The sequence below is a fragment of the Pseudomonas viridiflava genome (assembly GCF_900184295.1).
In the GTDB taxonomy this organism is placed as follows: domain Bacteria; phylum Pseudomonadota; class Gammaproteobacteria; order Pseudomonadales; family Pseudomonadaceae; genus Aquipseudomonas; species Aquipseudomonas viridiflava.
In genome coordinates this window covers 3498766-3515284 of the sequence record NZ_LT855380.1, presented here as the reverse complement: position 1 = coordinate 3515284, position 16519 = coordinate 3498766, and the positions used below count along the sequence as shown (strand labels likewise).

Here is a 16519-nt window from a genome sequence, read left to right as displayed (position 1 = left end):
GCGGCCAGCGACGAGAGGTTTCAGTTGTTTATCGTGGAGCTGATTCAGCTTTCAGTGATTAGAGGCCAAGCATTTCAAGGGTTTTGCGCTCAGGGTGAGTATCGTTGGCCGTTACCGAACATCATTTTTCCTGGAGTATCACGTCATAAAAAGACGGACAGAAGGGCAGGAGAGGTTTTGACAAGCTCGGCCAACTTGTAATACAAGTCAGACAAGTTCTGGTGACCCTGAAACTCAGGCCCCATGCGCCTTCGTCAGCCTTGCCGCTGCGTTACGGGTTCACCAGACGCCGCACAATCAGACAAGCGCCAGACAACGTCAGGACAACCTTGATGCAAGAGCCCGCCAGCACCGCCCCCAAACGCCGCCAGCACAGTCTGGCCACTGATCTGGTCACCGAACTGAGTCAGCGCATCCTGCTGGGCAAGATTGCGCCGGGTGAGAAGCTGCCATCGGAAAACCAGATCGTCCGTGAACACGGAGTCAGTCGTACGGTAGTGCGCGAGGCGATTTCCAAGTTGCAGGCCTCGGGGCTGGTGGTGACCCATCATGGCATCGGCACCTTTGTGCTGGAGCGCGGCGACCAGACGGGGTTGCGCCTGAAGGTCGAAACCGTGTCGCGGGTGCGCGACATCATCGAGCTGCGCATCGGCCTTGAAACCCAGGCTGTGGCGCTGGCGGCGGTGCGTCGCACGGAAGAACAACTGGCGGCCATGCGTCAGGCGCTGGACGACTATCAGGACCTGCTGGCCAACGATGACAGTTGCGTCGAGGCGGACAAGCGTTTTCACATGCTGATCGCCGAAGCGACCGGCAATCCGTATTTCATGGAAATCATGCAGCACCTGGGCAGCGCGATCATTCCGCGCAGCCGCATTGCCTCAAGCGAGCGAGCGGGCAATAACCTGGCGCATCAGGGCTATCTGGCCAACCTGGAACACGAAGCGCTGCTCAGCGCCATTCGTCGCAAGGACCCGGACGCGGCGCGTGCAGCCATGTGGACCCACCTGAGCAACAGCCGTGAGAGGCTGGTGCCGCAGGATTAGCCCTCGTCCGCATCCTTGAGTACGCCCAGCATCAGTTGCATTTGCCAGTCAAAATAGGGATTGAAGGTCAGCCGCGAGTGGATCTTGCCCGGCTCGCGGTAACCCCAGTCCGAGTACCAGACCGGCTCGCCCGCCATGCATTTCGCCGTGTCCTCGTCGGTCTGGCCGTTCCAGCAGATTCGCTGCGTGCCATTGACGCCGTAAAGGGGGTTATTCGGGGAGAACAGCAGGCCCATGTGCGAAAAGCGGCTGATGCGGTAGTCCGGCAGGTAGTCGGTGCGCACCTCGACCCGTGAGGTACGCGCAGCCTTGGCGGGCAGGTCGCCGTACCAGATCAGGCGGCTGTCCGGGTGGCTGAAGCGTTCGTTGAAGGTGTCCAGTATGTAGGCAGTGTCCAGCACCGAGTCGTGCTGGGCGATGGCAATGAACACCGGCTTGTCATATTTACGTTTGAGCAGGCGATTCTGAGCCAGAGCACTGCTGCGATAGAACTGGGCGAACCCGTTGGTGGGCACATTCATGTAACGCAGCGGCGTCTGCATCGGCCGCAGACTTTCCTTGGAGGGCGCGAGCAGCCATGGTCTTGCCCAGCCGATCCAGGGTGTCAGCCAGGCATAACCGCTGTCGGAGCGAAAGGCGGGGGAGAACAGCAGCAGTCCGGCAATTTCGTCGTGGTCGTAGGCGTAGTCCAGCACCAGATTGGCACCGGTGGAAAAACCGCCCAGATACACCTTGGGCACTTCCTTGCCGAGCAGGTTTGCCTGCTCGCGGACCACCTGCTGCCATTGCTCGAGCGTCACGTCGAGCATGTCTTCGGGTTTGGTGCCGTGACCGGGCAGCAGCACGGTGCGGACCACAAACCCCTGATCGGCCAGCCGCTGACCGACGTCGTGGAATGACCAGGGTGAATCGCCAAGGCCATGCACCATCAACACGCCGCCTTTGATCTCACCGCTCGGCGTCCACTGTTGCGGCGCATTCCAGTTCAGTTCGGCTTCGTGGTCGGACGTCTGGAAAGTACGCTGGGAGCGGATCAGTTCCCGGGTCTGCTGACGGTAATCCTCGAAGCGTCGGGTAGGGTCTTCACTCTCGGCCATCGAGGTGCAGGCTGAAAGCGTGAGCAGGGACAGCAGGCTGGCGAGTCGGGATCTGATCAAGTTCTGGAAGCCCTGGGTCTGGCGGGGTTGATTGGGTCATGCAGAGGGTGGCGCACGGTCTGCGCCCATCTTTATACACAAAGTCCCGGAGATATGATCGTGCCCATCGCTCTGTGCTCCTCGTTATAGACAAGTCATCTGGCTATCCAGTGAGGCAGCGGCGCTGATGCGCTTTTTAGCTCGATCGCATGAACACCGCAGAACGCGACGCTGGTGAAGGCTGAGTCCTGGCGCTGATTCGGGGGGCAATCGGCATGGATGCCGATTGAGCTGCACTGGGCCATGGATGGCCCATTTGCAGCGACCCCCGAATCAGTGTCAGGACGAAGGAACCCCGGCGAAGCCGGGGCCGGAACCGGAGCAAAGGACTTTGGCTACTTTGGTCCCTCAAAGTAGCGCGCCGTAAGGGCGCAAAGGTGACCTGAGCCGGGCGCTCGGCTCACTGAATCCGCAATCTGTGCCATTTGTGACGCGGAGCGTCACGGGAGGCATGCCCACGCGGAGCGATGGGCACGATCAGGGTTGAGGCAGGCTGCGTGGGCTCTGCGCCACGCGCATCGCGCTCAACAGTGGTTTCAGGCACACTCGCTGGCTCTATAACTTCAACAAAATGTATCCGCATGCCTACTCACTCCAAGCCCCTCGTGGTACCGGGAGTTCTTCATGTTTGCGCTTGATCGTGACCTGGCTCAGGACATCGTCGACCGCGCCATGGCGATTCTGCCCTATAACGTCAATGTCATGGACTATCTGGGCATCATCATTGGCAGCGGTGACCCCGAGCGTCTGTGCACTCGACACGAAGGTGCTCAACGGGTGCTCGCCAACAGCCAGGTCTTCGAAATCGATTCCCGGGCTGCGCTGCATCTGGGCGGCGTGAAACCGGGCGTCAATCTACCGCTGATGCTCGATCACAAACTGGTCGGTGTGCTCGGTATCACCGGCGAGCCAGACGAGGTCCGCGTCTACGGCGAACTGGTGAAGATGACCGCTGAAATGCTCATGGAACAGCGCCGCCAACAGGCCGATCGCCAATGGCGCCTGCAGCGCAGCGAAGACCTGCTGGCGCGGCTGTTGCTGCCCGACTGCCCTGAAAGTCTGGTCGACGAAGCCCGCCAACTGGGCCTGCAGCCGCAATTGCCGCGTCAGGCGGTGCTGATTCAGCTGGGCGTGCAGGCCTCCGCAGCCAGCCAGATTGCCGGATGGCTGGGCTCGCGCTATGCCGACAGCTGGTTCGTGCTGCGTGAACCGACCTTGCTCTACTGGTGCCGCGCGGCGGTCAAGGATCGCGACGACAATGCGCTGCTCAAGCAGTTTGAAGAGCACCACTGGCCCGTGATACGCATGGCCACGGTGGAACCTTCGTCGGACTTGCCCGAGTTGCGTCATGCCTGCGCGGCCGCACGGGACCTGCTGGATTACGTCGCACAGGCCCACCCGAAACAGCAGCTGGTGCGTCTGGCCGATCACCGTCTGCCCGTGCTGTTCTGGCGTCACCGCCATGACTGGCTGGCGTCCGAAGTAGCCGAGCCGATTGCCCGTTTGCACCATCAGGGTCAGTTGCTCGAAACCCTGTGCAGTTGGTTCGACCACAGCGGCGAAAGCCAGGCCTGCGCCGATGCGCTGGGTATCCATCGCAACAGTCTGCGCTACCGGCTGGAGAAGATTGCTGAGCTGACCGGCTGCGACCCTTACAAGACCGTTGACCTGTTGCGTCTTTATCTGGGGGCACAGATGACCCCGCGACAGACCTGAAGGCAGATTTTGTTCAAATGCCTGATCAGCACGCAGAATCGTTGTGCGCCGGGCAGGCGGCAAGGCGGGCAGGGGATGAGAACATCCGGTGACGGACATGGAGAACAACAATGAAAATAGTCATCGCCCCCGATTCCTTCAAAGACAGCCTCAGTGCTCAGGCCGTTGCCGACGCAATTGCCAGCGGCCTGGCCGAAGTCTGGCCCGATGCCGAGCTGGTCAAGTGCCCCATGGCCGACGGTGGTGAAGGCACTGTCGAAGCTGTGCTGGACGCCTGCGAGGGTCAATGGATGAGCGCACAGGTCAGCGGCCCGCTGGGTGACAGCGTCTCGGCTCAATGGGGCTGGCTGGCGCAGAGCCGCACCGCGATCATCGAAATGGCCATGGCCAGCGGTCTGCAATTGCTTACCCTCAAGCAGCGCGACGCCTGCCTGACCAGCACCGAAGGGACTGGTCAATTGATCTCGGCAGCGCTGGATGCTGGTGCGCAACGGGTCATTCTGGCCATCGGTGGCAGCGCGACCAACGATGGCGGCAGCGGCATGCTCTCGGCACTGGGCGCGCGGTTTCTGGACCGAAATGATCAGCCGTTACCGCGTGGTGGACGCGCCCTGACCGAGCTGGCGCGGATCGACCTGAGTGGTCTGGACCCGAGGCTGGCAAATATACGTGTCGAAATTGCAGCCGACGTCGATAACCCGCTCTGTGGCCCGACTGGCGCATCGCATATCTTCGGTCCGCAAAAGGGCGCCTCGCCCGATCAGGTGCTGGCACTTGACGCCGCTCTGGCGCATTTCGCCGACCACTCCGCCCTTACGTTGGGGCGCGACCTGCGTGACAGCCCCGGCAGCGGCGCTGCGGGTGGCATGGGTTTCGCGGCCAAGGCTTATCTGAATGCTTCGTTTCGCGCCGGGATCGAGGTGGTCGCAGACCTGACGGGCCTTGAGCAGGCGCTGGTCGGTGCCGATCTGGTGATCACGGGTGAGGGGCGCTTCGATGCCCAGACCTTGCGCGGCAAGACGCCCCTGGGTGTTGCACGCGTCGCCCAACGCCAGCGTGTACCGGTCATCGTGCTGGCCGGGACACTGGGCGAAGGTTATGAGCAGCTTTATCAGCACGGCATCAGCGCCGCATTCGCGTTGACCAGCGGGCCGATGGACCTTGAACAGGCCTGTCGCGAAGCGCCTCGCCTGCTGCAGGAACGGGCACGGGATGTGGCACGCGTGTGGCAGCTGGCGGCCTCAGGATGAAGCTCGGTTGGTTGTGGGAGGCAGCCACTACATCGAAGACGTGGTGGAGCCTCCCACGGTTCAGTGTCTTCAAGACCGCGCTGTTTCAGTGGTATGGAGGCATTTCAGTGAATTGTCAGACCTCAACGCTCCAGCTCCAGCCTTTCATGCCAGTCCGCAATCGACTCCTCAGGATAACGATCGAACTGAAGATCGCCTTCGTGCACGTTGACCTCCACCCATGAAGCCTTTGAGTCCAGCATCATGTGAGTGCGCTCAGGCGGCATCGGCAATGGTGTATCGATGGCTGACGCAAACGGATGAATCAAGTCCGGCCAATCCGGGCTGAACAGCCACAGGCCGCTGCCGCAGACCTTGCAGAAATGCCGCTCGGCACTGCTGGTTTCCACGTGATGGTCCTTGCGGATTTTGGCGTGATAGATCGAGATATTTTCCTTGCCTTTGACCTTCATGCTCGCAGCGTTGCCGCTCAGGTTGATGGCGTAGCCACCCGCGCCCTGAGTCTTGCGACAGATCGAGCAGTAGCAGCGTTGATAAGGGTAGGGGTGGGCGCTGTCCAGACTGAACTCAACGGCGCCGCAATGGCAGGAACCTTCAAGATGCATGGCAAACCTCCGCGTTTGTATAAGCCGATGTCCCGTATATGACAGTAGACATACATACCGCCGGGTTGAGCGGGTTCATTCGTCGGGCGGTTTCTGGAAAATGAAATGATGGCCGATGGCCTAAAGAAGTGTCCGACAATGTCGATACGCTTGGCGGTTGTCTGACAACCGCTGCTGCCCACACTGCCTTTCCAAATATAAAAGAGCCCTGGCCATGAATTTACGCAAACTCACGATCGCCCGCCGTGCAGGTCTGGGTTTTACCCTGATTTCCCTGTTGGTGGCGCTGCTGGGCTGGTTCGCACTGGTGCAGATGTCTGCCATCCGTGAAAGCGAGGTGGCCGTCGAAACCAACTGGGTGCCGAGCATGCGGGTGGTCAACGATGTGCGCGAAATCATGCTGCGCATTCGCACCATTTCCCTGCGCATGGCGCTGGACACCGACCCTGCAAGCATCTCTACCTACCGCGGGCAGATGGACGTGCGCCTGGGCGACCTGACCAAGAAACTCGACATTCTCAACGGTTTTGTCGACACCCCGGAAGAGAAGGTCCTCGCTGATCAGTTTCTGGTCACCATGGGCCAGTACCGTACCGCGCTGGATCGATCTTTTGTGCTTGCCTCTCAAGGCGACAGCAAGGGACTGAACAAGCTGTTGCTGGCTGACATGAAGCAGATCGTCGACGGCTCGGGCAAACAGCTCAATGATCTGGCCGACTTCTACGTCACCAAGGTCGATGCGGAGGGCAAGGCGGCCGAGGCCCAATACAAGGCATCGCGCAGCATCGTTCTGGTTTTTGTCGTGCTCGCCGCGCTGGGCACCATCGGTCTGGCACTGTGGTTGACCCGCAGCATCGTAGGTCCGCTGCAACGCGCCGTCAGTGCCGCCGAGCATGTGGCCCAGGGCGACCTGACCCACAGCATTGCGGTGGATGGCAACGACGAAGTCACCCGCTTGCTGCGGGCGCTGGAGCAGATGCAGGGCAACCTGCGCGAAGCGATGCGCCACATCGGTAGTTCCGCAGGCCAGTTGGCATCGGCCGCCACTGAACTGAACTCGGTCACCGAGGACAGCTATCGCGGACTGAACCAGCAGAACGCCGAAATCGATCAGGCCGCTACCGCCATCAACGAAATGACCTCGGCGGTTGAAGAGGTCGCCCGCAACGCAGTGTCCACCTCTGATGCGTCCAGTCATTCCAGCTCATCGGCACAGGCCGGGCAGAACCGGGTGATCGAGACGGTGCAGTCGATCCAGACCCTCACCGAAAACGTTCAGGCCACTTCGGTTCTGGTGCAGAACCTGGCGGATCAGTCTCAGGACATCGGCAAGGTGCTGGACGTGATCCGTTCGATTGCCGAGCAGACCAACCTGCTGGCGCTCAACGCCGCCATCGAAGCGGCACGTGCCGGGGAGTCGGGTCGCGGCTTTGCCGTGGTGGCTGACGAAGTGCGTGCGCTGGCGCATCGCACCCAGCAGTCGACGCTGGAAATCGACTCGATGGTCAACGCCATGCGCAGCGGTTCGGCCCAGGCGCTGGAGTCCATGAACACCAGCCGTGATCGCGCCAGCTCCACGCTGTCGCTGGCCAAGGGTGCAGGTGAATCGTTGAGCGAAATCACCTCGTCCATCAACCAGATATCGGAACGCAACCTGGTGATCGCCAGTGCTGCGGAAGAGCAGGCTCAGGTCTCGCGTGAAGTGGACCGCAACATCGTCAACATCCGTGACCTGTCCATGCAGTCGACCCAGGGCGCCAATCAGATCAGTGCTTCAAGCCATGAACTGTCGCGTCTGGCCGCTGATCTGAACCAGGTGGTGGCTCGCTTCAAGGTCTGAAAAGCCGACATCGACAGGGCCTGAGCGCGCTTGCCGCCGACCGGCCGGGCGCGCATTATTGCACCCGGTCGCGAAGACCACCGTGCAGGTATGTCTATCGATGGAGGCTGCTCAGCGTCATGAACAATAAAAAACAAACCTTCAGCAGTTGGCTGCGTTCGCCAGCCCATCATCAATGGCTGTCCCAGGAAGGCAATCGCCTGCTGGCCTTTGCCAAGGCTGCGAAGCTGCAGAACGGTTTCGGCAGCCTTGATGACTACGGCCGTCTGATGGTGGGTGCCACCGCCGAAACCATGAACACTGCACGCATGACTCACTGTTTCGCCATGGCCCACGCGCAAGGTATTCCCGGCTGCGCCGCGCTGGTGGATCACGGTGTCGCTGCCCTTGGCGGTCCGTTGCGCGATGCCGAGCACGGCGGCTGGTTCAGCGCGGCGCTCGAAGACGGTGGAACCACCGACAAGCAAGCCTATCTGCATGCCTTCGTTGCGCTGGCGGCCAGTTCGGCGGTGGTTGCCGGACGGCCCGGTGCCCAGGCGCTGCTGTCGGATGCAATTCAGATGATCAACAGCCATTTCTGGAGCGAGGACGAGGGCGCGATGCGCGAGTCCTTCGCCCGTGACTGGAGCGGCGAAGAAGCTTATCGCGGCGCCAACAGCAATATGCACAGCACCGAGGCGTTTCTGGCACTGGCCGACGTGACCGGTGACGCACTATGGCTGGATCGTGCGTTGAGTATCGTCGAGCGTGTGATTCATCAGCACGCAGGCGGCAACGACTTTCAGGTCATCGAGCATTTCGCTCAGGACTGGACGCCACTGCCGGATTACAACCGTGAGAATCCCGCCGATGGCTTCCGCCCGTTCGGCACCACACCGGGTCACGCCTTCGAATGGGCGCGTCTGGTGCTGCACCTTGAATCCGCGCGTCGTGACGCCGGACGGTCCAGTCCCGAGTGGCTGCTCGAAGACGCCCGCCAGTTGTTCGCCAATGCCTGTCGCTACGGCTGGGACGTCGACGGTGCTCCGGGTATCGTCTACACGCTGGACTGGGAGAACAGGCCGGTGGTTCGCCATCGTCTGCACTGGACGCACTGCGAAGCGGCTGCTGCGGCGGCATCATTGCTGCAGCGTACCGGCGAGCAGCAGTACGAAGACTGGTATCGGGTGTTCTGGGAATTCAATGAAACGCTGTTCATCGATTACGAGCACGGCAGCTGGCGTCATGAGTTGAACGAACAGAATGTGCCGAGCGAAGACATCTGGCCCGGCAAGCCTGATCTGTATCACGCGTATCAGGCCACGCTGTTGCCGGTACTGCCGCTGTCGCCGAGTCTGGCCAGTGCGCTGGCGGGGCTGGACTGAGGCTGCGTTCAAACCTCAGTGTGACGCTGCGCTTTTATCGGTCAGGCGGATGATCTGTCTGGCCAGAAAGCTGCCGGTCAGAATCACACCGAACAGGCGCAAGGTCTGCATGGCCAGCACGAAGCCGACGTCGGCGTGGGTGTCGATGGCGATGATCGCCATGGTGTCCAGGCCGCCGGGGCTGGTGGCCAGATAAACCGAGAGGTAATCCTTGTCCATCATCATCGCGATCAACCAGGCGGACAGGGCGCAGAGCACGATCAGCACCAGCGAGGCGAGAATCATCATCGGCAGACGCCGCCAGACATACTGCACGGTCGGACGGTCGAAGCGCAGGCCGACGTAGCAGCCGATGGCACCGTAGCCCAATGGCAGTAGCCACTGCGGGATGGTGATTTGCAGCATGCCGCTCAGTTGCAGCGCGCCGCCCAGTATCAACGGCATCAGCAAGGCACCTGCGGGCAGTTTCGAACCCAGCAGCACGCCGACCACGATCACTGCCAGACTCAAGCCCAGGTCCATCAGGCTGGAGCCTTGCTGCATTACTTCGGTGCTGTGCGCCTGAGCGCCGCTGCTCGATGCGCCCATGAAGTGGCTGACCAGCGCGCCGATCACCACCACGCAGACCACCCGCACATATTGCATCGTCGCGACGACTCGCGAGTCGGCGCCGTAATCCTCGGACATCGCGACCATCGCCGACGCGGCACCCGGCGATGTGCCCCAGGCCGCGGTGCTGCTCGGTATGCCAGCGAACCGCACCAGCAAAAGTCCGACAGCGGCGCTCAGCACGACGGTCAACAGTGTTGCCAGCAACATCACAGGCCAGGACTCCAGAGCCGTCATCAGCACGCTGACCGACATGGCGTGCGCAATCAACACACCCACCGTGCCTTGCCCGAATTGAAAGAGTCGCTTGTTCATACGAATGGTGGCGCCCGATACGCCGAAACCGATGGCGACCAGCATCGGCCCGAGGAACATCGCAGCAGGCATGTTGATCAATTTAAGCAGTTGGCCGGCGCTGCCAGCGAGAAGGATCAGACCCAGCCACTGAACCGGCGGGGAAAGGGTGGGAAGAGACAGACTCAAGGTGCGTTGCAAGAAGATTCTCCCTGTTGTTGCGAGCGTTGCGAGTCGATCAACTGGCACACGGCCCTGATCGAGTACGACAAGTATCGACATCACAACCCATCAAGTCTATTTTCTAATAATCATGAATTGATAACTTTGGTTGATAGATATGGACCTGCGTGATCTGACGTATTTTGAAACCATCGCCGAACTGGGCCATTTGGGCCGGGCCGCTGAAAAGCTCAACCGCAGCCAGCCCGCGCTGACCAAAAGCATTCAGCGACTGGAAGAATCGTTCGGCACCAAACTGTTTCAGCGTGACGGTCGGCGCATCAAGCTGACACCCGTCGGCGAGCTGCTTCAGGCACGGGGCAAGGAGCTGCAACAGAGCATCGCCCAGACCCAGCGTGAGGTGCGGGACTTTGCCAGCGGCATGGTCGGCAACATTCGCGTCGGCTGCGCGGCGACCATGGCTGAATACCTGATGCCGAAACTGACCTCGGCCCTGTTGCAACGCACGCCCGACGTGACCTTCAAGCTGGTGATCGGCCAGGACGACCTGCTGCGCGAGTCGCTGCGCTCGGGGCAACTGGACATGATCATCTGCGCGCTGGCGCCAGACAGCGAAGGGGTTACCAGCTTTGCGGTGCTTGAGGACGAAGCCGTGGTCATCGCCAGCAAGCAGCACCCGATCTTCAAGAACAAGCCCTTGCAGATGAGCGACCTGTGCGCCTTTCGCTGGGTGTTGCCGCCAGTCAGCGTGTCGTCACGCAAATGGCTGGATGCGACCTTTGCCGCAAATGGCTTGCCGTTGCCCACGGTGCAGATCGAAGCGAATTCGATCTCGCTGTTGCCCAACCTGATCGCCCAGAGCAACCTGCTGAGCTTCGTCGCCCGCGAATCGCTGGAGTTCGGCAAGACCATGCAACACCTGCGCGAGGTGCCGCTGGAACAGACCACCATGAAGCGCACCATCGGCGTCACCCTGCGCAGCGGCGGCTACCTGTCGCCCGCCGCGCAGGGCATGCTGCAGATGCTGCGCGACAATGGTGGAGACTTTCTGGTGTGGGCCTGAAGATTTCACCTTCAGGCGCTGGCTTTTGGACGCCGCTGGGTTAGCCTTCGGTAATGCGGGCACCCGGAGCGTGTCCGATTCGTTGACGACCGACAGGAGCATCCAGATCATGCACACACCTTCACAGACACACGCTGACGTAACACGAGACATTCATCACTTTGGCGGCGACCAGTCGCCCCTGAACGACGCAGACGCCGATGAAGACCGCGATCCCGAGGCCTACCTCGACCTGGACATCCTCGGTCTGGACGACTTCGTCGACGCAGACAAGCTTGACCCTGTCGTAACCGGTGATATCGGATCTTCGACGCTGGGATAGCGGCACTGATGCGCTTTTGTAGCGCGGTAGCATGAACCCCGGCGAAGCCGGGGCCGGAACCGGACCAAGGGGTAATGAGATGGTCAGCCCGATCCGAGAAACCCGGAGTGTCTACACTTTCCGGGTTTCTCTCTAACGTCGAGGAGATCGCTCATGAACAACGGCCTCAAACTTTTAGGCATCGACATTGGTAAAAACAGTTTTCACCTCATAGGCCATGATGCAGGCGGCCACCAGGTACTGCGCAAGTGCTTCAACCGCAATCGCCTGCTGCAGTTTGCGGCTCAGATTGAACCTTGCACCATTGCAATGGAGTCGTGCGGTGGCTCTCACTGGCTTGCCAGAAAACTCGCCTCGCTGGGGCATCGGGTGAAGTTGATTGCTCCGCAACATGTGAAGCCCTATGTGACGGGCAACAAGAATGACTTCATTGATGCCGAAGCCATTTGCGAAGCGGCCTCCAGACCACGTACCCATTACGTTGCCGCCAAGACTGTGGAGCAGCAGGTACTTTCCGTACAACATCGTCTTCGCGAGTCACTGGTTTGCCACCGTACTGAAGCCATCAACAGGGTGCATGGTTTTTTGCTTGAGTTTGGAATTGCCTTGCCCGCCACCAAGGCAGCGATCGCCAAAGTGCCTGAGCTGATTGACAATTCACGTAGCGACCTGCCGCTTCAGCTCAAAAGGATCATGGAGCATTTACTGGAGGATATTCGGCGTCTTGATGCAGAGATCAGGGCGTGTGATGTGCAAATCAAGCAGCAACTGGCGCAAGACGATGCCGGTACACGCCTGATGACTATTCCTGGCATTGGACCTATCACCGCCAGCGCACTTGTGGCGGATCTGGGAGACGCTTCCAACTTCAAGACTTCACGAGACCTTTCCGCTTTTCTAGGACTGGTTCCCAGACAGTTCTCTACAGGCGGGAGACCCGTATTGCTGGGTATCAGCAAGCGAGGTGACAGGCGCATGCGAACCCTGCTGGTGCAAGGGTCTCGAGCGCTCATGATTCGAATAGATCGACGCGAGGATGCCCTTGGGCAGTGGGTAAGAAACTTGTTGGCACGCAAGCATCCGAACAAGGTGGCATGTGCCTTAGCGAACAAGCTGGCAAGAATCGTATGGGCGGTGCTCAGACGAGGCGGCACTTACAACGCGTCAATGATCTGAGTAAAACGTAGACATACCGGCTTTTGCGACGCAGTGATGATGACGATAAACAGCTCATGGCCTGACTGAGAACCTGATAAGCAAAGCAGCCTTCGAGGCTTTAGGGGTTTTGAGGACAGTTGGGCGGCGAATACTCATCAAGGGCCGGGCAGCGAGATTGCCCAGAATGAGCCCGGATACATTAGCGCAAGCATGCTTTACCGCTCATCGAACTACGATTGCAGGAGGTGGGCTGACCATACATTTGCTTACTTTGGCCTCTCAAAGTAAGTCGCCGAGGGGCGAAAAGGTGACTGGAGCCATGCGCTCGGCTCACTGAATCCATAGTCTGTGCCATTTGTGACGCGGAGCGTCACGGGAGGCATGCCCACGCGGAGCGATGGGCACGATCAGTATCAGCAACGCCCTGGGCGGCGTTCCCACTGCGTGGTAACGCCGCCCAGGGCGCTCCGCGTCCGCTCTCGAACGTGGCGCAGAACTTCGTGAGATGCATGCCAACGCGAAGCGATGGGCACGATCAGGCCTCGCGTTCTGTTCACCGCTTGCTCAAATACAACGCCAGCGCTTCAGCCCCAAGCTCCACTGTAGAGCTGGTCCCGGCCCAGCTGCAGGCGAGCATGAGGTTGCGGGGCAGGGCGAAGTCTTCCACTGAAAAGCCGTTGTCGTCGAACCCGTGCTCATCATGCGGCACCAGATCCCGCAGCGAATCCACCGGCTCGAAATACGCCCACACCGGTTTGTCGAGCGCCACCGCCATTCCCACTTCGAACGCCGTACCTGAATCCGGCTCCAGACCTCGAAACACATTCAGGTTGGCGAGCACGGCAGTACAGCGCTGAATCATCGCCACATTCATCGTATAGATCTGCTGCGCGGTTTCATGAGGTGACAAGCCGGGAGGCACTTCGTTGTCGAACGGAAACAATCCTTCCAGACCATGTGCGGTACACAGCGCCTTCAGGTAACGCCCGTGCTCGATGGCGTCTGGACGAAAAACGTCGAAACCTGCGAGGTAAACCAGAGGTGCCTGCATTGTCGTCGCTCCGCTAGTGGACAAATCGCGTGATTCTACGGCGGGTCGCACGCAGGATGAAGAGCGCCATTGATCGGCCTGCGGGTAGAGAGTGGCTTTTTGGGCTGTTATCTGTACGGATAGCCAGTATCCTTGCCCGGTCTGTTCATCGAACCTGTGACCGTTGGCCTTGAATATCTCACCTCTCGATAATCCGTTTTATTACCTGGAAAACTTTCGCCAGGTGCTGGACTGGATCGCGCAGCGTTACGACGACCTGCTCGACGAGTCGGAGCGCCAGTTCATCGAGGCGTTTGCCGGGCTGCCGGTGGCGACGCAGGGTTTGCTGGTGAGAATGGTCATGCGCAAGGGCGCCCTGTTCCGGGCGAGCAAGCTGAGCTACGACGAAATAGGTGACCCTGTCGAAAACGTGGGCCCGCTGCTGGAACTGGGCTGGGTGGACGACCGGCCTGCGCTGGGTCTGGATGAGCTGTTCCAGTTGCTGCGCAAGGACGAGTTGAGCCAGTGCTTCAAGGCGCACGGTGTGAAGAGTTCCGAACGCAAGGAGCTGTGGTTCGAACGACTGCAACCGATCTACACGGAGCCGCAACCTCTTGATCAGTGGCATGGTTCATTGCAGGACATGGTTTTTTCGCTAAAGGTCATGCCACTGTGCGACCGTCTGCGGCTGCTGTACTTCGGCAATCTTTATCAGGAGTGGTCGGAGTTCGTACTCGCCGATCTGGGTATCTATCGCTACGAGAAGGTCGAGTTTTCTGTCGATTCCCGGGCAATCACGGCGCGGGAAGACATCGATGTGTGCCTGCAACTGCATGCCTGCCGCGAAGCGCTGGAAACCAGTCTTGTCCTGCATGATCTGGCTGAGCAGGCCATTGCCATTCACTGTCGCAGTCCCTGGCTGCAGATGCGCCGCGCCAAGCTGCTGTTTCGCATCGGTCAACAGGCCGAGCGGTTGCAGGATTGGCCGCTGGCGCTGTCGGTCTATCGGCAGTCCAGTTATCCCGGCGCCCGCTCGCGACAGATTCGGGTGCTGGAGCGTCACGAACAATACGCCGAGGCCATGGAGCTGCTGCAACAGGCCCGACTGGCTCCGGAGAACGATGCCGAGGTACAGCATCTGGCGCGTGTGTTGCCGCGCCTGCAGCGCAAGCTCGGCCTGACAGCGGAACGTCGTCGGGCGGCAAGGGTGGTCGAGCGCATGGATGTGCAGGTCACGCCGCTGCCTGGCTGCAGCGTCGAATACCTGATCCGCGAGCACTTGCAGCAAGAGGGCGGCGAGGTGCATTACGTCGAGAATGCGCTGATCAATTCCCTGTTTGGACTGCTGTGCTGGTCGGCGATTTTCTCACCCTTGCCGGGTGCGTTCTTCCATCCATTCCACAGTGCTCCGAGCGATCTTTACAGCCCGGATTTCTATCAGCGCCGTGCGCACCTGTTCGATGCCTGTCTGGCCCAGCTCGAATCCGATGCATATCGCGCCACCATTCTTGAGAACTTCGTCGGCAAACACGGCCTGCAATCGCCGTTCGTATTTTGGGGCGCGCTGACGCCAGCCTTGCTGGATCAGGCGCTGGATTGTCTGCCTGCCGAGCATTTGCGCCATTGGTTTCGTCGTTTGCTGCAGGACATCAAAGCCAATCGCACGGGAATGCCGGACCTGATCCAGTTTTTTCCCGAGCAGCGCGGCTACCGGATGATCGAAGTGAAAGGGCCTGGGGATCGCTTGCAGGACAACCAGCTGCGCTGGCTGGACTTCTGTGCGGAGCACGGAATGCCGGTGCATGTCTGCTATGTGAAGTGGACGATGGACTGCGAGGTTGCGACAGAAGAAGGGACGGGCGTTTCGCAGGCGGATTGCATTCAGGTCTGACGGAAGGGAAGGGCGAGGCGGTCCTTGAATGCGCTAAAGCAGGCCGCCGCGCTATGCTGCATTTACAGTTTCGCGATCCAGATCAGCCTCACGGCGCGCTGTCGTCGTCATCGTCCTGATCGTCACCATCGGTGTCCATACCGGCCTTGCCAGCATCATTTTTTTTGTCCATGCCGCTGTTGTTGCCTGGCTGAGGGTCCATGCCCTTGGTTCCCGGGCTGGTGCCCTGAGTACCCGGAGTTGTGCCGTCAGTATTCTTTTCCATCCCGGTGCCCGGTACTTTCGGGCCGCTGCTGTCCGGATTGGTCGGCCCTGTCGAGCCCGCCATGGCCACTGCACTGACGCTGCCCATGATTGCGGCAAGTGTCCATGCGCCAACTGTCTTAAGTTTCATGTTCGAAAACCTCCTGTCAGTGTCCTTCGTGTTGTTGCTAAAGGCATTGAGTGATGATCGACGGTGCAAGTGCCGAACGGCCGACCAGTGGCAGGAGTGACCCGCCACTGTCGTCACACAGATCAGTTGACCTTTGGCTTCTCGGTCACACCGCTCTTGTCGTGGGTGCCGTGGGTGTTCTTGTCGTGCGTCATGGTGCCTGAGCCGTTGTTCATCGACTTGTTGGTCTGCTCACCTTGCTGCGTGCCCTTGGTATTGGACGAATTGCGATCGGCCGGTGCTGAATTGGTGCCCGGCAGCTTGGTCGCGTTGTCGTTAACAGGACTTGCAGGCGTTGGCGACGTTTCAGCAAAAGCTGCGCCCGATGCAACGGCCATCAGGCCAGCGAGAGTCAGGGCAGCGAATTTGGTCTTGATCATGAGGCTTACTCCGTTTTTTAAGATTTTTAACATACCCACGTTGGTCATTGGCCACTTGCCATAGGTGCCAGCGATTCCGACGAACGGTAGCACAATGATTGCGCTTGCTATTAATACCACCCCTTTAAATTCGTTTTTG

General features: G+C 60.0%; 15 protein-coding genes and 1 pseudogene. 10 read left to right on the top strand and 6 right to left on the bottom strand.

Annotation, left to right across the window (positions count from 1 at the left end; translation table 11 throughout):
• Positions 1-332: 332 nt before the first annotated feature.
• A complete protein-coding gene (locus CFBP1590_RS15770; RefSeq protein WP_029242855.1) occupies positions 333-1046 on the top strand; it encodes a FadR/GntR family transcriptional regulator in 714 nt (237 codons plus the stop codon).
• On the opposite strand, the gene CFBP1590_RS15765 is transcribed toward CFBP1590_RS15770, so the two are convergent.
• Entirely contained in the window at positions 1043-2203 is a 1161-nt protein-coding gene (locus CFBP1590_RS15765; RefSeq protein ID WP_088235475.1) for an alpha/beta hydrolase, read from the bottom strand. The two genes, CFBP1590_RS15770 and CFBP1590_RS15765, sit on opposite strands and share 4 nt — an antisense overlap.
• A gap of 663 nt (positions 2204-2866) precedes the next feature.
• Here CFBP1590_RS15765 and CFBP1590_RS15760 point away from each other — a divergent pair.
• Both CFBP1590_RS15760 and CFBP1590_RS15755 read left to right on the top strand, forming a co-directional pair.
• Positions 2867-3958, top strand: coding sequence for a sugar diacid recognition domain-containing protein (locus CFBP1590_RS15760; protein ID WP_088235474.1), 1092 nt, complete (start codon positions 2867-2869; stop codon positions 3956-3958).
• Between the two features lie 110 nt (positions 3959-4068).
• Positions 4069-5208, top strand: coding sequence for a glycerate kinase (locus tag CFBP1590_RS15755; protein WP_088235473.1), 1140 nt, complete (start codon positions 4069-4071; stop codon positions 5206-5208).
• Positions 5209-5330: 122 nt separating this feature from the next.
• Here CFBP1590_RS15755 and CFBP1590_RS15750 read toward each other — a convergent pair whose 3' ends face one another.
• Complete coding sequence (locus tag CFBP1590_RS15750) at positions 5331-5813, bottom strand: GFA family protein (protein ID WP_088235472.1); 483 nt, start codon at positions 5811-5813, stop codon at positions 5331-5333.
• A 214-nt stretch (positions 5814-6027) separates the two neighbouring features.
• On the opposite strand from CFBP1590_RS15750, the pseudogene CFBP1590_RS28730 reads away from it, so the two are divergent.
• The 3 genes and pseudogenes from CFBP1590_RS28730 to CFBP1590_RS15740 form a co-directional block, all read left to right on the top strand.
• Positions 6028-6798 (top strand): annotated as a pseudogene (locus CFBP1590_RS28730) (HAMP domain-containing protein); the annotation flags it as partial.
• Positions 6790-7653 carry a methyl-accepting chemotaxis protein gene (locus tag CFBP1590_RS28725; RefSeq protein WP_407072089.1) on the top strand — a complete coding sequence of 288 codons (864 nt, stop codon included), beginning with the start codon at positions 6790-6792 and terminating at the stop codon, positions 7651-7653. The pseudogene CFBP1590_RS28730 and the gene CFBP1590_RS28725, both read left to right, overlap by 9 nt.
• A 119-nt stretch (positions 7654-7772) precedes the next feature.
• Positions 7773-9017 carry a D-mannose isomerase gene (locus CFBP1590_RS15740; RefSeq protein WP_088235471.1) on the top strand — a complete coding sequence of 415 codons (1245 nt, stop codon included), beginning with the start codon at positions 7773-7775 and terminating at the stop codon, positions 9015-9017.
• Between the two features lie 15 nt (positions 9018-9032).
• Here CFBP1590_RS15740 and CFBP1590_RS15735 read toward each other — a convergent pair whose 3' ends face one another.
• Positions 9033-10121 (bottom strand): AbrB family protein, encoded by a 1089-nt coding sequence (locus CFBP1590_RS15735; RefSeq protein WP_122431409.1) that lies wholly within the window; start codon positions 10119-10121, stop codon positions 9033-9035.
• Between the two features lie 139 nt (positions 10122-10260).
• On the opposite strand from CFBP1590_RS15735, the gene CFBP1590_RS15730 reads away from it, so the two are divergent.
• From CFBP1590_RS15730 to CFBP1590_RS15720, 3 genes are all read left to right on the top strand, one after another.
• Positions 10261-11166, top strand: a complete 906-nt coding sequence (locus tag CFBP1590_RS15730) for a LysR family transcriptional regulator (RefSeq protein ID WP_025995004.1) — start codon at positions 10261-10263, stop codon at positions 11164-11166.
• 109 nt (positions 11167-11275) lie between these two features.
• Positions 11276-11488, top strand: a complete 213-nt coding sequence (locus tag CFBP1590_RS15725; RefSeq protein ID WP_122582208.1) for a hypothetical protein — start codon at positions 11276-11278, stop codon at positions 11486-11488.
• A gap of 153 nt (positions 11489-11641) precedes the next feature.
• Entirely contained in the window at positions 11642-12664 is a 1023-nt protein-coding gene (locus tag CFBP1590_RS15720; protein WP_088235470.1) for an IS110 family RNA-guided transposase, read from the top strand.
• 535 nt (positions 12665-13199) lie between these two features.
• Here CFBP1590_RS15720 and CFBP1590_RS15715 read toward each other — a convergent pair.
• On the bottom strand, positions 13200-13697 hold the full coding sequence (locus CFBP1590_RS15715) for a nucleoside 2-deoxyribosyltransferase (RefSeq protein WP_088235469.1): 498 nt from the start codon (positions 13695-13697) through the stop codon (positions 13200-13202).
• Positions 13698-13866: 169 nt separating this feature from the next.
• Here CFBP1590_RS15715 and CFBP1590_RS15710 point away from each other — a divergent pair, with 169 nt between their 5' ends.
• On the top strand, positions 13867-15567 hold the full coding sequence (locus CFBP1590_RS15710) for a VRR-NUC domain-containing protein (protein WP_167383098.1): 1701 nt from the start codon (positions 13867-13869) through the stop codon (positions 15565-15567).
• A gap of 88 nt (positions 15568-15655) precedes the next feature.
• On the opposite strand, the gene CFBP1590_RS15705 is transcribed toward CFBP1590_RS15710, so the two are convergent.
• Complete coding sequence (locus CFBP1590_RS15705; RefSeq protein WP_025992972.1) at positions 15656-15961, bottom strand: hypothetical protein; 306 nt, start codon at positions 15959-15961, stop codon at positions 15656-15658.
• Positions 15962-16083: 122 nt separating this feature from the next.
• A complete protein-coding gene (locus CFBP1590_RS15700; protein ID WP_004883970.1) occupies positions 16084-16380 on the bottom strand; it encodes a hypothetical protein in 297 nt (98 codons plus the stop codon).
• Positions 16381-16519 lie beyond the last annotated feature (139 nt).

Coding starts and splice junctions, on each gene's coding strand:
- CFBP1590_RS15770 (WP_029242855.1), top strand. CDS start 333: ATGCAAGAGCCCGCCAGCACCGCCCCCAAACGCCGCCAGCACAGTCTG.
- CFBP1590_RS15760 (WP_088235474.1), top strand. CDS start 2,867: ATGTTTGCGCTTGATCGTGACCTGGCTCAGGACATCGTCGACCGCGCC.
- CFBP1590_RS15755 (WP_088235473.1), top strand. CDS start 4,069: ATGAAAATAGTCATCGCCCCCGATTCCTTCAAAGACAGCCTCAGTGCT.
- CFBP1590_RS15750 (WP_088235472.1), bottom strand. CDS start 5,813: ATGCATCTTGAAGGTTCCTGCCATTGCGGCGCCGTTGAGTTCAGTCTG.
- CFBP1590_RS28725 (WP_407072089.1), top strand. CDS start 6,790: ATGCAGGGCAACCTGCGCGAAGCGATGCGCCACATCGGTAGTTCCGCA.
- CFBP1590_RS15740 (WP_088235471.1), top strand. CDS start 7,773: ATGAACAATAAAAAACAAACCTTCAGCAGTTGGCTGCGTTCGCCAGCC.
- CFBP1590_RS15730 (WP_025995004.1), top strand. CDS start 10,261: ATGGACCTGCGTGATCTGACGTATTTTGAAACCATCGCCGAACTGGGC.
- CFBP1590_RS15725 (WP_122582208.1), top strand. CDS start 11,276: ATGCACACACCTTCACAGACACACGCTGACGTAACACGAGACATTCAT.
- CFBP1590_RS15720 (WP_088235470.1), top strand. CDS start 11,642: ATGAACAACGGCCTCAAACTTTTAGGCATCGACATTGGTAAAAACAGT.
- CFBP1590_RS15715 (WP_088235469.1), bottom strand. CDS start 13,697: ATGCAGGCACCTCTGGTTTACCTCGCAGGTTTCGACGTTTTTCGTCCA.
- CFBP1590_RS15705 (WP_025992972.1), bottom strand. CDS start 15,961: ATGAAACTTAAGACAGTTGGCGCATGGACACTTGCCGCAATCATGGGC.
- CFBP1590_RS15700 (WP_004883970.1), bottom strand. CDS start 16,380: ATGATCAAGACCAAATTCGCTGCCCTGACTCTCGCTGGCCTGATGGCC.